The organism is Mycolicibacterium phocaicum (assembly GCF_010731115.1).
Classification (GTDB): domain Bacteria; phylum Actinomycetota; class Actinomycetes; order Mycobacteriales; family Mycobacteriaceae; genus Mycobacterium; species Mycobacterium phocaicum.
Genome location: NZ_AP022616.1, coordinates 2119508 through 2132799, shown reverse-complemented (window position 1 = coordinate 2132799; position 13292 = coordinate 2119508). Strand labels below are relative to the sequence as shown.

Genomic DNA, 13292 nt, shown 5'->3' with positions numbered 1-13292 from the left:
TCAGGCCGGTCCTCTGGAGCGGGCGACGGGAATCGAACCCGCGTAGCTAGTTTGGAAGACTAGGGCTCTACCATTGAGCTACGCCCGCGTGCACTGCTGCGATCACAGTACCGGCAGACAGTACCGGGCCAGCGGCCGCCAATCCAATTGATGATCTCGCGTGTCCAGGACGTAGTATCTCGACCGCGGTGTTTCCGACCGCGACGAGGCACGGGGTGTAGCGCAGCTTGGTAGCGCATCCGCTTTGGGAGCGGAAGGCCGCAGGTTCAAATCCTGTCACCCCGACCACCGACTGATGGCAAGTATCAAAAAACAAGGAGTAACGCTGTGAAGAGCACCGTGGAGCAGTTGAGCCCGACTCGGGTTCGCATCAACGTGGAGGTGCCCTTCACCGAGCTTCAACCCGAGTTCGACCAGGCCTACAAGGAGCTGGCCAAGCAGGTCCGCCTGCCCGGCTTCCGTCCCGGCAAGGCCCCGGCCAAGCTGCTCGAGGCCCGCATCGGCCGCGGCGCCGTGCTGGAGCAGGTCGTCAACAGCGCCATCCCGGCCCGCTACGGCGAGGCCGTCACCGCCCAGGACGTCAAGCCGCTGGGCCAGCCCGAGATCGACATCACCAAGCTCGAGGACAACGACGAGCTCGTCTTCACCGCCGAGGTCGACGTCCGTCCGGAGATCACCCTGCCGGACCTGAAGGCCATCAAGATCACTGTGGACCCGATCGTCATCAACGACGACGAGGTCGACGCCGAACTGCAGAACCTGCGCGCCCGCTTCGGCACCCTGACCGGTGTCGAGCGCGCCGCCGCCGACGGCGACTTCGTCTCCATCGACCTTTCGGCCACCGTCGACGGTGAGGACGTGCCGGAGGCCAAGACCGAGGGCCTGTCGCACCAGATCGGTTCCGGCCAGCTGATCGAGGGCCTCGACGAGGCCATCATCGGCCTGAAGGCCGGCGAGTCCAAGGAATTCCCGACCACTCTGGCCGCAGGCGAGCACGCCGGCAAGGAAGCCGTGGTGACCGTCACCGTCAAGTCGGTCAAGGAGCGCGAGCTGCCGGAGCCGGACGACGACTTCGCCCAGCTGGCCAGCGAGTTCGACACCATCGATGAGCTCAAGGAGAGCCTGGTCACCCAGGTTCGCCGCGTGAAGCAGATCGGTCAGGCCGAGCAGATCCGCGACAAGGCCGTCGAGACCCTGCTCGAGCAGATCGAGGTGCCGCTGCCCGAGGCCATCGTCCAGGCGACCGTCGACGAGACCGTCCACAACGCGGTCCACGGACTCGACCACGATGAGGCCAAGTTCGAGGAGCAGCTCAAGGAGCAGGGCAGCAGCCGCGAGGAGTTCGACGCGGACACCCGCACCAACGCCGAGAAGGCCGTCAAGACCCAGCTGCTGATGGACGCCATCGCCGACGAGCTGGACGTCAAGGTCGGCCAGGGTGACCTTATGGAGCGCATCGCGCTGATGGCCCGCCAGTACGGCATCGAGCCGCAGCAGCTCATCCAGATCCTCCAGCAGAACAACCAGCTGCCGTCCATGTTCGCCGACATCCGTCGCGGCATGACCATCGCCGCCGTGGTCTCGGGTGCGACCGTCACCGACACCGATGGCAACACCGTCGACACCGCGGAGTTCTTCGGCCCGGCCGGCGACGCCGCTGAGGCCCAGGCCACCGACGAGGTCCAAGCCGAGGCTCCCGCCGCGGACGAGGCTCCGGCCGAGGACGAGAAGCCCGCCAAGGCCAAGAAGGCGAAGGCCAAGGCTGACGATGAGGCCAAGGACGAGAAGCCGGCCAAGGAAAAGAAGGCCAAGAAGGCGGACAAGGACGCCTGAGGCGTCCGAACTCTGATCGTGGTACAGGTGCCGCAGGTGTCGTCAGTGATGCCTGCGGCACCGTCCGCTCTCCGGCGGCTGTGACGCTGTGAGCGAACTAGACCGCGTCGGGGACTCGCGGCCGTCGGCCGTTGGTTAATGTCGTGTGGACGAACTCGAGAAAGCAGGTATCCAGTCGTGACTGACATGCGTTCAAGCGCACCGGGGCTCAACCTCACGGACTCGGTCTATGAGCGTTTGCTTGCCGAGCGCATCATCTTCCTGGGCTCGCAGGTCGACGACGACATCGCCAACCGGCTGTGCGCCCAGATCCTGCTGCTGACGGCCGAGGATCCGACCAAAGACATTCACATGTACATCAACTCGCCGGGTGGCTCGATCAGCGCCGGCATGGCGATCTTCGACACCATGGAGTTGTCGGACTGCGACATCGCCACCTACGCGATGGGCATGGCTGCATCGATGGGCGAGTTCCTGCTGGCCGCCGGCACCAAGGGCAAGCGCCATGCGCTGCCGCACGCCCGCGTGCTGATGCACCAGCCGCTCGGTGGCGTCACCGGCAGCGCGGCGGACATCGCGATCCAGGCCGAACAGTTCCACGTCATCAAGAAAGAGATGTTCCGGCTCAACGCCCAGTTCACGGGCAAGACCATCGAGCAGATCGAGGCCGACTCCGACCGCGACCGCTGGTTCACGGCGCAGGAAGCGCTCGAATACGGCTTCGTCGACCACATCATCACCCGTGCAAACCTCAACGGCGGCAAGGGAGCCTCGAAGTGATCTCCAAGCATCTGAACCCGGAGCTGGCTCCGCAGGCGCGTTACATCCTGCCGCAGTTCAGCGAGCGCACCCACCTCGGTGAGCGCATCGTCGACCCCTACGCCAAGCTGTTCGACGAGCGCATCATCTTCCTGGGCGCCCAGGTCGACGACGTGTCCGCCAACGACGTGATGGCCCAGCTGCTGGTGCTCGAGTCGCAGGACCCTGATCGCGACATCACCATGTACATCAACTCGCCGGGTGGCTCGTTCACCTCGCTGATGGCGATCTACGACACCATGCAGTACGTCCGCGCCGACATCCAGACGGTCTGCCTCGGTCAGGCCGCGTCGGCCGCCGCGGTGCTGCTGGCCGCCGGTACGCCAGGCAAGCGCATGGCGCTGCCGAACGCCCGCGTGCTGATCCACCAGCCCTCGCTCGGTGGCGTCATCCAGGGTCAGTTCTCCGACCTGGAAATCCAGGCCGCCGAGATAGAGCGCATGCGGACCCTCATGGAGGAGACGCTGGCGCGACACACCGGCAAGGAAGCCGCCGTCATCCGCAAGGACACCGACCGCGACAAGATCCTGACCGCAGCCGACGCCAAGGAATACGGGATCATCGACACGGTCCTGGAGTACCGGAAGCTCTCGGCCCAGAAGGCCTAGTCGCCGAACGCACAGCGGCCGCCAGTCTGTTCAGACTGGCGGCCGCTGGCGTTTGTTCAGTCCTTGGCCGAGGAGGACTTCGAGGCGCCGGACGGCGCGCCGCCCTTGGCCTTCTTGTCCGTGGTCTTCTTGTCGGCGGCCTTCTTGTCCTTCTTCGAATTGTGCTGCGGCGCCGACGAATTATCGGTGCCGGGCTTCTCCGACTTTTCGGACTTGTCCGACTTCGCGGGCTTCTCCGGCTTGGTGGCCGGCGCCGGATCGCTGTCGGTCTTGGTGGGCGAATCGTCCGTCGCGTCGGTTGTCTTGGCCGGTGTCGGCGACGTGCTCGCGGTCGGTGCGGGCGAGGTCCGCCGGGTCCGCGGCTTGCTCACGGTCTTGGCGGGCTTCTTCTCGGTCTGGGTGGACGGCTTGTCGGCGCCCGCGGCGTCGTTGGTGCCTGCGTTGCCGGCAGCGGGGGAGTCCGGCTCCGACGCTTTGTCGGTCGCGGCGGTCGCGCGCGGAGCGGTCGATGCCACCGACGAGGCGGGCGACAGCTGCGGCTTCACCACGTTGAGCGGCAGCGCCTTGCCCGTCACCAGGACTGAGATGAAGTTCGCAACGGCGATCGCCGGTGACAGCGCCGCGAACGCCGCGCCGGCGATGGGCGCGAGCGGAGCGAGTGCCGACGGCAGCTGCAGCCCGGATGCCAGCGCCGACGGCGCGGCGGCCAAAGCCGAGCCGGCGGCGTTGGTCGCGTTGGTCACTCGCGTCTTGACGGTTTCGAGGGCCTGTTGGACCGGGTTGGCCGGGGACGGGGTGGCGGCGACCGATGCCGGGCTGTCGGCCGCGGCCGGTGCCGGGCCGGCGGCCGCCGGCACCAGCGCTGTCACCACCTGCGTCAGGTTCGCGACCAAGTCGTACGCGAACGTCCCCACCACCTGAAACGGGAGGGTGAACGCATAGGACACCAGCGCGATCGGTAGCCACGGGAGATAGAAGGGATCAGTGGCCGCGCGATTCAGCATCACCAGCGGTATGGAAACCACGGAGACGGCAGTGCTCTTGGCTGCCTCGACCACCGCCTGTCCGAGGGCTGTGATCACGTTGATGACAGCGCTGCCGGCAGTGGCGAGCGGGTCGGTGGCTGCCAGGGGCGCCGGCGCTGCGAACGTGTTCGTCGCCGCGGTGGACGTGATCTGCTCGAGCAACGCCTGCTCGCGGGTCGTCATCTCCTGGACGAACGCGGCGAACTGGACCGCGCGAGTGTCCAGTCGCGGGGCGCTGATCGGCGCGGCGTGTGTCTGGATTGCGAGCTGGCCGTTCGGCGTCAGGACGCAGGCTGCCGCGACGACGCCGGCCAGGGGCAGGCATTGGAGCCGCCGGCGCGCGGTGGAGGTCGTGGCGGGGCTGGGGTGATTCATCGCGCGGTGCCTTCCCGTATTCGATTGCGTGCGTTGGTCGCAAGGGAGTGGTCCTCCCCGGCATGAAGACTAATTGACGTAGTTGGAACATTATGTCGAATGTCGAAGGCAGTCGCTCGCCGCGCGCCAAGAAATCGCCAAGGCGCCCACCGCACCCTGTGACCTGACCACCAATCCCGGCCACCGAACAGGACCTGTCATGAGCCGACACTTCCGCCGCACCGCCGCCGTCGTGGCCGCCGCCGTTCTGGCAGCGGCCATGGTCGCCGGATCGCCGGTGGCGCAGGCGAACCCCGTATCCGATACCTCGATGCCGGTGCCGTGGAACGAGGTTGGCGACGGCTGGACCCTGGCCACCTGGAACCCGGTCGCCGGGCACCGTCCGGGTGAGCGGCCGGCGCCCGAAGAGCCGCGGCCCGAGAACGCTGCCAACACACTGTTTCTGATCGATCCCGCGGGGCGCCGGTACGCCATCACGACGTTCGAGCCGAACGACAAGGGGTGGAAGCCGCACCTGCTGGACTGGTCGGGTGACGGCGGCCGGGCGCTGTTCTCGATCGGCAACGACACCGTCATCGTCGTCGATCTGCACACCGGCCGGCAGACGTCGTTCCCCTCGGCGGCGTCCGCGCGGTTCAGCCGCCCCAACGGTGAAGCCATCGTGCTGTCGACCACCAGCAAGGGGCAGCCCAGCACCTTGCAGCGCGTCGACCTCGCGGGCAACGTGCAACTGACCTACCCGACCGAGAACCTTGCCGGCGCCGGCCGATTCGGCGGCGACTACCTCGAAACCCCCGACGGCACCACGCTCGTGCTGTCGACGGCCAACCGCGGCACCGACGCGGCCCTGCGAACCGACAACAGCTTCGTCCTCATGAGCAACGACGGAACCATCGGGCGGGTGCTGCCGGCGCCGATGACGAACGGCGTGTGCCTGACGACCCGGTGGCTGACGCCGACGGCTTTCGTGGCCCGTTGCAACATCGAGAACTCCGCGGCCGGCCAACTGTGGAAGGTGCCGCTCGACGGATCGGCGCCGACCGCGCTCACCGCCCTCAACAACGCGAAGAATGAGCCGGGATTCGAAGGCGATTATGGCGACATGGACGCCTGGCAGCTGCCCAGTGGCACCTTCGTGCAATCACTCGGTGCCTGCGGCGTCATCTTCCTGTCGCGCGTGACCGAAGACGGGCACACGCAGCGGGTCAAGGTGCCTGGGGCAGGCGACAAGATCGACGTCGTCGGGGCGTCCGGCGGGTCATTGGTCCTCAAGGCGACAAGTGGTTGCAGCCCGTCGACGGCACTGATGGCCTACAACCCCGCATCGAACGCCACCAGGGTGCTGCTGGGTCCGACCGCCAACGACGGACGCGTCATCGACGCGTTGACCTTCGGCCGCGGCTATCAGTCGTGAGGCGATTCGGAGCCGTGCTGGCGGCAGTCGTCATGGCGATCGTGGTGGCGCCGGCCGCACGTGCCGACGATGCGACCACCGAGGCCTGCACCTGGGTGAGCGCCGACGAGGCCGCGGTCTTTCTCGAAGGGCCGGCGACGGCGGATCCGATCCGGACTCATCTTCCCGAATTGTCCTGCGCCTACCGGGTATTGGGCGAACCGGTGTGCGGCCGCAGCCTGGAATCCGATGTCCGCTTCGCCGACGCGTTCCCATGGGACGCGGCAACGACATTCCGCCAGGTGGCCGAGTGGCCGAGAGCCACCGAGTTCGCCGATGTGGGACTGCAGGCGGTCTGCACCTATGAGCCGAATGTCACACCGCCGTCGACGACGCTCACCGTGTTGTTGACGGGGGAACGGATCTACCGCGTCACGGGCAGTTACGTGTGGCGTTGCGAAACGCTGAAGACGTTCGCGGAACTGGCAATAGCCCGCATCGGCCGATAGCACCAGATACCCTCGGCCCATGCGGCCGGCCGGAATCGACTTCGGTGTTCTGGGCACGCTGCGAATGGCTGCCGGCGACCACGTCGTCTCACTGGGCGCACCGAAGCAGCGTGCGGTGTTCGCGATGCTGCTACTCAACCGCGGGCGGCCGGTGTCGGTGGACGCGTTGATCGACGCGGTGTGGGAGCAGTCCCCGGCCGCGGCCGCCCGTACCGCGTTGCATTCCTACATCTCCAATCTGCGAAAGATCTTGGCGGAGTCCGGAATGCCGCGGGAGACACTGGCCGCCGCCCCGCCCGGCTATCGTCTCGATGTCGCGGAGGACGCAACCGACCTGGGGCGCTTCGAGAAGGAGAAGGTCGCCGGGGTACGGGCGGCGGCCGCCGGTCACTTCCCGTCCGCGGCGGTGCACCTGTCGGCGGCCCTGGCGCAGTGGCGTGGCCCGGTCCTCGGCGACCTGTCCGACTTTGCCTTCGTCGACGCCGTCGCCGCCGCGCTGGTCGACGAGCGCATTGTCGTGGAGACCGCGCGTGCGGAAGCCGAAATCGCCTGCGGCCAGGCGGCTCTGGTGATCGGGCCGCTGGAATCGCTGGTTGCCGAGCATCCCTACCGCGAACCGCTGTGGGCGCAGCTGATCACCGCCTACTACAGCTGCGGGCGGCAGGCGGATGCCCTCGACGCGTTCCGGCGCGTCAAGTCGATCCTGGCCGAGGACCTCGGCATCGATCCCGGCGCGGCGATAAGTGCCCTGCAGCAACGCATTCTGCGGCAGGAACCACTCGACGTACAGGGCACTGCGCAGGCGACGGCGGTGCACACCATCGGCCGGCTCCGGTCGGACTCCACGCGGACGAGCGCGTCCAGGGCGGGCCTGCGCGACGCGTCGGGGCAGTGGTTCGCCTTGCGCGCCATGGCGACCCGCATCGGTCGCCTGGCCGACAACGACATCGTGCTCGACGCCGCGGACGTCAGCCGGCACCATGCCGTCATCGTCGATGCGGGCAGTGGACCGGTGATGGTGGACCTGCGTTCGGCCAACGGCGTCTACGTGCAGGGCATGCGGATCGAGGCCAACACCAATCTGTTCGATGGCGATCGCATCCGCATCGGCGCGCATGAATTCACCCTCGAACTCGGGTAGCCGCACACCAAGAATCTGCCAAGGGCGGCGGCGAACCATGACGGCATGAGGATTTCGGCTCTTGCCCTGGCCGCGACGGCGACGTTCCTGAGCTTGGCGCCGGCTGCGTCCGCGCAGCAGTCGTGTGGCGCTCTCGGCGGGACGCCCGACGTCACCGGCATCTGCCGCATCCATGAGGTCGGCGCCGGGTACGAGCGGACCGCCGCCTTCCCGGTCGACTACCCCGATCAGCAGGCGGTCGCGGACTTCCTGGCCCAGGACCGCGACGGCTTCGTCGGCTGGGTGGACAAGTTCGGCCGCGGCCGGGGGTATGAGGAGACCGTGACGCCGACGATGTACCGCTCGGCGCGGACGCAGAGCCTGGTGCTCAAGATCGTCGACCCCACGGGCTTGGCCCACGAAGGCCACCCCGACATCCGGTACCGGACCTTCACCTACGGGGCCGGCGGGCCGATCACCATCGACACGCTGTTCGGGCCGGGGTCCGATCCGGCGGCGATCCTGACGCCGGTGGTGCAGCACGCGCTGAAGGCGCGCAACGCGGCGTTGATCGAACCGGACCGTGGCTCGTACCGGAATTTCGCGATCACCGACGAGGCCGTCACCTTCTTTTTCGGCGAGAGCCAGCTCGTGGGCAACGGCGGCCCGCTCACGATCGCGGTGCCGGTGGGTGACCTGGGCGGCCGGCTCCAGGGGTAGGCCCGACGGGCCGCCGGCTTGCGCTGGCCGCGAAATGCGTCGGCGGCTTCGATGTGCACACGGTAGGGTTGCGGATAGGTGAACAGCCCTGATCAGAGTATGTCTGGCCGGCCTGCCGAGCCAACGCCAACCGGCGCCGGAAAGACACGCCAGAATCACGGTCAGCGCGCCGAGGGGTGGCAAGCCACCGATCGGGCTATGTTCTCCTGCACACGGATAAATACCACCGGAGCGATTCGGCCCTTTCGGTCGCACCGCAACGGAGCGAACGGGTAGCGTCGGGATCACACCCGAAATAACCCACTATCTGGTGTAACGACTGACGGCGACCGGAGAAAGTAGGGCCTCACCCCATGGCGCGCATCGGAGACGGCGGTGACCTGCTGAAGTGCTCGTTCTGTGGAAAGAGCCAGAAGCAGGTCAAGAAGCTGATTGCTGGACCTGGCGTCTACATCTGCGACGAGTGCATCGACCTCTGCAACGAGATCATCGAAGAGGAACTGGCCGACGCCGACGACGTCAAACTCGACGAGCTGCCCAAGCCCCAGGAGATCCGGGACTTCCTCGAGGGCTACGTCATCGGTCAGGACAACGCCAAGAAGACCCTCGCTGTGGCTGTCTACAACCACTACAAGCGCATCCAGGCGCAGGAGAAGTCGCGCGATTCCCGGGCTGAGCCGGTCGAACTCGCCAAGTCGAACATCCTGATGCTCGGGCCGACCGGCTGCGGCAAGACGTACCTGGCGCAGACGCTGGCCAAGATGCTCAACGTGCCGTTCGCCATCGCCGATGCGACCGCGCTGACCGAGGCCGGCTACGTCGGCGAGGACGTCGAGAACATCCTGCTGAAGCTGATCCAGGCCGCCGACTACGACGTCAAGCGCGCCGAGACCGGCATCATCTACATCGATGAGGTCGACAAGATCGCCCGCAAGAGCGAGAACCCGTCGATCACCCGCGACGTGTCCGGTGAGGGCGTGCAGCAGGCACTGCTGAAGATCCTCGAGGGGACGCAGGCGTCGGTGCCGCCGCAGGGCGGTCGCAAGCACCCGCACCAGGAATTCATCCAGATCGACACCACCAACGTCCTGTTCATCGTGGCCGGGGCGTTCGCGGGCCTGGAGAAGATCGTGTCCGACCGGGTCGGCAAGCGTGGTCTGGGCTTCGGCGCCGAGGTGCACTCCAAGGCCGAGATCGACACGCAGGACCACTTCGCCGAGGTGCTGCCCGAGGACCTGATCAAGTTCGGTCTGATCCCCGAGTTCATCGGCCGCCTCCCGGTCGTGGCGTCGGTGACCAACCTGGACAAGGAATCGCTGGTGTCGATCCTGTCCAAGCCGAAGAACGCTCTGGTCAAGCAGTACGTCCGGCTCTTCGAGATGGATGGGGTGGAGCTGGAGTTCACCGACGACGCCCTCGACGCGATCGCCGACCAGGCCATCCACCGCGGGACCGGTGCCCGTGGCCTGCGCGCCATCATGGAAGAGGTCCTGCAGCCGGTGATGTTCGACATCCCGAGCCGCGACGACGTCGCCAAGGTGGTCGTCACCAAGGAGACCGTGCAGGACAACGTGCTGCCGACCATCGTGCCGCGCAAGGCGCCCCGCTCGGAGCGCCGCGACAAGAGCGCCTAGTTCCGCCAATGGAAAAGCCCCCGCCGCCGGCGGGGGCTTTTCCATTTCACAGCTATCGGAGGATGCGGTCCGGCCGGCTGTAGACGTTCATCGACTCGCCGCGGAGGAAGGCCACCAACGTGAGCCCGGCCTGGCTGGCCAGGTCGACGGCCAACGACGACGGTGCCGAGACGGCCGCCAGCAGCGGGATACCGGCCATGACGGCCTTCTGGGTCAGTTCGAACGACGCCCGGCCGCTCACCAGCAGGACGGTGCCGGTCAGCGGAACGCGGCCCTGCTCGAGCGCCCAGCCGATCACCTTGTCCACCGCGTTGTGCCTGCCGATGTCCTCGCGGGCGACGAACATCTCACCGTCAGCGCTGAACAGCGCGGCGGCGTGCAGCCCGCCGGTGCTGTTGAACACCTTCTGCGCCTGGCGCAGCTGTTGGGGCATCGCCGACAGGGTGGCGTTGGTGACGGTGGTCGGGTCGTCGCCGGGGGAGTAGTGGCTGACGGTCCGGACGGCGTCGATGGAGGCCTTGCCGCACACGCCGCACGACGAGGTGGTGTAGAAGTTGCGGGTCACGTCGACCGACGGCGGCGGGACGTGGGGCGCCAGCATCACGTCGAGCACGTTGTAGGTGTTGCTGCCGTCTTCCGTGGCTCCGCGGCAGTAGGCGACACGGGCGATGTCATCGCGGCGGGCGATCACGCCCTCGGTGAGCAGAAACCCTTGGGCGAGTTCGACATCCGAGCCCGGCGTCCGCATGGTGACGGTGAGGGGGGTGCCGTTGACCCGGATTTCCAGGGGTTCCTCGACCGCCAGGGTTTCCGGCCGGGAGACGGCGCCGCCGGCGGTGACGTGTTCGGCTCGGCGCCGTGCGGTCACCCGACCCATGGCTGATCAGCTCCCCTCTCGCTGCGCGCGACCCCCGGTTCCAGCCTGATCACCACGGCTTTGGACACCGGCGTATTGGATTTCCGTGCAGTGTGGTCCAACGGGATCAAGGGATTGGTCTCCGGGTAGTAGGCCGCGGCGTTGCCAACGGGCGTCGAATAGGGCACCACCAGAAAGTCTTTCGCGCGGCGCTCGTGGCCGTCGAATTCGGAGACCAGGTCGACGCGGCTGCCCTCGGCCAGGCCCAGGGCCGCGATGTCGGCCGGGTTGACGAACACCACGCGCCGGCCGCCCTTGACGCCGCGATAGCGGTCGTCCAAGCCGTAGATGGTGGTGTTGTACTGGTCGTGGCTGCGCAGGGTCTGGAGAACCAGCCGGCCCTCGGGCACCGGTACCCATTCGACGGGTTCGGCCGAGAAGTTGGCTTTGCCGGTGTGCGTGGGGAATTCGCGGGAATCCCGGGGCGGGTGGGGCAGCTGGAAGCCGTCCGGCCGACGGACCCGGGTGTTGTAATCGGCGCATCCGGGAACCACGTCCGCGATGGCGTCGCGGATGCCGTCGTAGTCGGCGTTGAAGGATTCCCACGGCACCGGATGCGCCGGCCCGAGGAGGTTCCGGGCCAGTTGGCAGACGATCGCGACCTCGCTGCGCACCTGGTCGCTGGGCGGGGTGAGGCCGCCGCGCGACAGATGCACCATCGACATCGAATCCTCCACCGACACCACCTGTTTACCGCCGGCCTGGAAGTCCTTGTCGGTGCGGCCCAGGGTGGGCAGGATCAGTGCGGTGCGGCCGTGAACGACGTGGCTGCGGTTGAGCTTCGTCGAAATCTGCACCGTGAGAGCGCAATTGCGCATGGCGGCGGCGGTGACGTCGGTGTCGGGGGTGGCCGAGACGAAGTTGCCGCCCATCCCGATGAAGACCTTGGCGTGCCCGTCGCGCATGGCCCGGATTCCGTCGACGGTGTCGTGGCCGTGCTTGCGCGGGGAGGTGATGCCGAACCGGGCGTCCAGCGCGGCCAGGAACTCTTCGGGCATCTTCTCCCAGATGCCCATGGTCCGGTCGCCCTGCACGTTGGAGTGGCCGCGCACGGGGCACACGCCCGCACCGGGCTTTCCGATCATGCCGCGCATGAGCAGTAGGTTGGTGGCCTCGCCGATGGTGGCCACCGCGTGCTTCTGCTGGGTCAGGCCCATCGCCCAGCAGATGATGGTGCGCTCGGAGCGGACCAGCGCGTCGGCGACGCGCTGCAACTGGTCCCGGCCGATGCCGCTGGCTGCGGTGACGGTCTCCAGTTCGACTGCGCGGGTGCGGCTTTCGTAGTCGTCGAAGCCGGCGCAGTGCCGGTCGATGAAGTCGCGGTCCAACACGGTCCCGGGTGCCTGATCCTCGGCTTCCAGCAGGAGCCGCCCCAGACCGGCGAACAGCGCCATGTCGCCGCCGATGCGGATCTGCACGAACTCGTCGGCGATCGGCACGCCGTGGCCGACGACGCCGTGCACCTTCTGCGGATCCTTGAACCGCATCAGTCCGGCCTCGGGCAGCGGGTTGATCGCGATGATCGTGGCGCCCGGCGCTTTTGCCTTCTCCAGCACCGACAGCATGCGTGGGTGGTTGGTGCCCGGGTTCTGCCCGGCGATGACGATGCAGTCGGCGTGGATGACGTCGTCGACGGTGACCGAGCCCTTGCCGATGCCGATCGACTCGACCAGCGCGGTGCCCGACGACTCGTGGCACATGTTGGAACAGTCCGGCAAGTTGTTGGTGCCGAAACTGCGCGCAAGCAGTTGGTAGAGGAACGCGGCCTCGTTGCTGGTGCGGCCGGAGGTGTAGAACAACGCCTCGTCGGGGCCGGCGAGGGCATTGAGTTCGCGGGCGATCAGTGTGTACGCGTCGTCCCAGTCGATCGGGCGGTAATGGCTGTCGCCGGGGGCCAGCACCATCGGGTGGGTGAGGCGGCCCTGCTGGGACAGCCAGTATTCGGGCTTTTCGGCGAGTTCGGCGACCGGATGCCGGGCGAAGAATTCCGGGGTGACCCGGCGTCGCGTCGCTTCCTCGGCCACTGCCTTGGCGCCGTTCTCGCAGAACTCGGCGAGCTTGCGTCCGCCATGTTCCTCTGGCCACGCGCAGCCTGGGCAGTCGAAGCCGTGCCGCTGGTTGATCTTGCTGAGTGTTTCCGCCGTGCGCACCGGACCCATCTGCCGAAGCCCGCGCTGCATGCTGACCATCACGGCCTTGACCCCGGCGGCTTCATGTTCGGCGCCGGTCACCGCGATGTTGTGTTCGTCGTAGGTGGCGTCGACATCGTGGCCGTCTCTGACGGTGGTCATCTCTCCAATCTAATCCCGGAAATCTGGGATTCAGGTCTGGAAGTGAGGC

At 67.3% G+C, this 13292-nt stretch carries 11 protein-coding genes and 2 tRNA genes; 9 read left to right on the top strand and 4 right to left on the bottom strand.

All coding sequences use genetic code 11. From position 1 onward, the window contains the following. Nucleotides 1–14: 14 nt before the first annotated feature. Nucleotides 15–88, bottom strand: a tRNA-Gly gene (locus G6N46_RS10295). A 123-nt stretch (nt 89–211) separates the two neighbouring features. On the opposite strand from G6N46_RS10295, the gene G6N46_RS10290 reads away from it, so the two are divergent. The 4 genes from G6N46_RS10290 to G6N46_RS10275 all read left to right on the top strand — a co-directional run bounded on the left by G6N46_RS10290 (nt 212) and on the right by G6N46_RS10275 (nt 3260). After that, nucleotides 212–288, top strand: a tRNA-Pro gene (locus G6N46_RS10290). 39 nt (nt 289–327) lie between these two features. After that, a complete protein-coding gene (tig, locus tag G6N46_RS10285; RefSeq protein ID WP_138248385.1) occupies nt 328–1833 on the top strand; it encodes a trigger factor in 1506 nt (501 codons plus the stop codon). A gap of 186 nt (nt 1834–2019) precedes the next feature. After that, nucleotides 2020–2613: an ATP-dependent Clp protease proteolytic subunit gene (locus G6N46_RS10280; protein ID WP_138248589.1), complete on the top strand. Its 594-nt coding sequence runs from the start codon at nt 2020–2022 to the stop codon at nt 2611–2613. 11 nt (nt 2614–2624) lie between these two features. After that, nucleotides 2625–3260, top strand: a complete 636-nt coding sequence (locus G6N46_RS10275) for an ATP-dependent Clp protease proteolytic subunit (protein ID WP_064859782.1) — start codon at nt 2625–2627, stop codon at nt 3258–3260. 56 nt (nt 3261–3316) lie between these two features. On the opposite strand, the gene G6N46_RS10270 is transcribed toward G6N46_RS10275, so the two are convergent. After that, a complete protein-coding gene (locus G6N46_RS10270; RefSeq protein ID WP_138248386.1) occupies nt 3317–4660 on the bottom strand; it encodes a hypothetical protein in 1344 nt (447 codons plus the stop codon). Between the two features lie 199 nt (nt 4661–4859). On the opposite strand from G6N46_RS10270, the gene G6N46_RS10265 reads away from it, so the two are divergent. From G6N46_RS10265 to clpX, 5 genes are all read left to right on the top strand, one after another. Next, nucleotides 4860–6074 (top strand): hypothetical protein, encoded by a 1215-nt coding sequence (locus G6N46_RS10265; protein ID WP_138248387.1) that lies wholly within the window; start codon nt 4860–4862, stop codon nt 6072–6074. After that, nucleotides 6071–6562: a hypothetical protein gene (locus G6N46_RS10260; RefSeq protein ID WP_138248388.1), complete on the top strand. Its 492-nt coding sequence runs from the start codon at nt 6071–6073 to the stop codon at nt 6560–6562. The genes G6N46_RS10265 and G6N46_RS10260 overlap by 4 nt, the downstream gene beginning before the upstream one ends. Before the next feature lie 19 nt (nt 6563–6581). Next, a complete protein-coding gene (locus G6N46_RS10255; RefSeq protein ID WP_064859774.1) occupies nt 6582–7703 on the top strand; it encodes an AfsR/SARP family transcriptional regulator in 1122 nt (373 codons plus the stop codon). A 45-nt stretch (nt 7704–7748) separates the two neighbouring features. After that, nucleotides 7749–8402: an RsiV family protein gene (locus G6N46_RS10250; RefSeq protein WP_138248389.1), complete on the top strand. Its 654-nt coding sequence runs from the start codon at nt 7749–7751 to the stop codon at nt 8400–8402. 353 nt (nt 8403–8755) lie between these two features. Continuing rightward, nucleotides 8756–10036 carry an ATP-dependent Clp protease ATP-binding subunit ClpX gene (gene clpX / locus G6N46_RS10245; RefSeq protein ID WP_064859772.1) on the top strand — a complete coding sequence of 427 codons (1281 nt, stop codon included), beginning with the start codon at nt 8756–8758 and terminating at the stop codon, nt 10034–10036. A 52-nt stretch (nt 10037–10088) separates the two neighbouring features. On the opposite strand, the gene fdhD is transcribed toward clpX, so the two are convergent. Then, complete coding sequence (fdhD, locus tag G6N46_RS10240) at nt 10089–10913, bottom strand: formate dehydrogenase accessory sulfurtransferase FdhD (RefSeq protein ID WP_138248390.1); 825 nt, start codon at nt 10911–10913, stop codon at nt 10089–10091. Further along, nucleotides 10901–13243, bottom strand: coding sequence for an FdhF/YdeP family oxidoreductase (locus G6N46_RS10235; RefSeq protein WP_138248391.1), 2343 nt, complete (start codon nt 13241–13243; stop codon nt 10901–10903). The genes fdhD and G6N46_RS10235 overlap by 13 nt, the downstream gene beginning before the upstream one ends. Between the last annotated feature and the right edge of the window lie 49 nt (nt 13244–13292).

Excerpts from the sequence above, each read along its gene's own strand:
- G6N46_RS10280 (WP_138248589.1), top strand. The coding sequence starts at position 2,020 with ATGCGTTCAAGCGCACCGGGGCTCAACCTCACGGACTCGGTCTATGAG.
- G6N46_RS10270 (WP_138248386.1), bottom strand. The coding sequence starts at position 4,660 with ATGAATCACCCCAGCCCCGCCACGACCTCCACCGCGCGCCGGCGGCTC.
- G6N46_RS10265 (WP_138248387.1), top strand. The coding sequence starts at position 4,860 with ATGAGCCGACACTTCCGCCGCACCGCCGCCGTCGTGGCCGCCGCCGTT.
- G6N46_RS10255 (WP_064859774.1), top strand. The coding sequence starts at position 6,582 with ATGCGGCCGGCCGGAATCGACTTCGGTGTTCTGGGCACGCTGCGAATG.
- G6N46_RS10250 (WP_138248389.1), top strand. The coding sequence starts at position 7,749 with ATGAGGATTTCGGCTCTTGCCCTGGCCGCGACGGCGACGTTCCTGAGC.
- clpX (WP_064859772.1), top strand. The coding sequence starts at position 8,756 with ATGGCGCGCATCGGAGACGGCGGTGACCTGCTGAAGTGCTCGTTCTGT.
- fdhD (WP_138248390.1), bottom strand. The coding sequence starts at position 10,913 with ATGGGTCGGGTGACCGCACGGCGCCGAGCCGAACACGTCACCGCCGGC.
- G6N46_RS10235 (WP_138248391.1), bottom strand. The coding sequence starts at position 13,243 with ATGACCACCGTCAGAGACGGCCACGATGTCGACGCCACCTACGACGAA.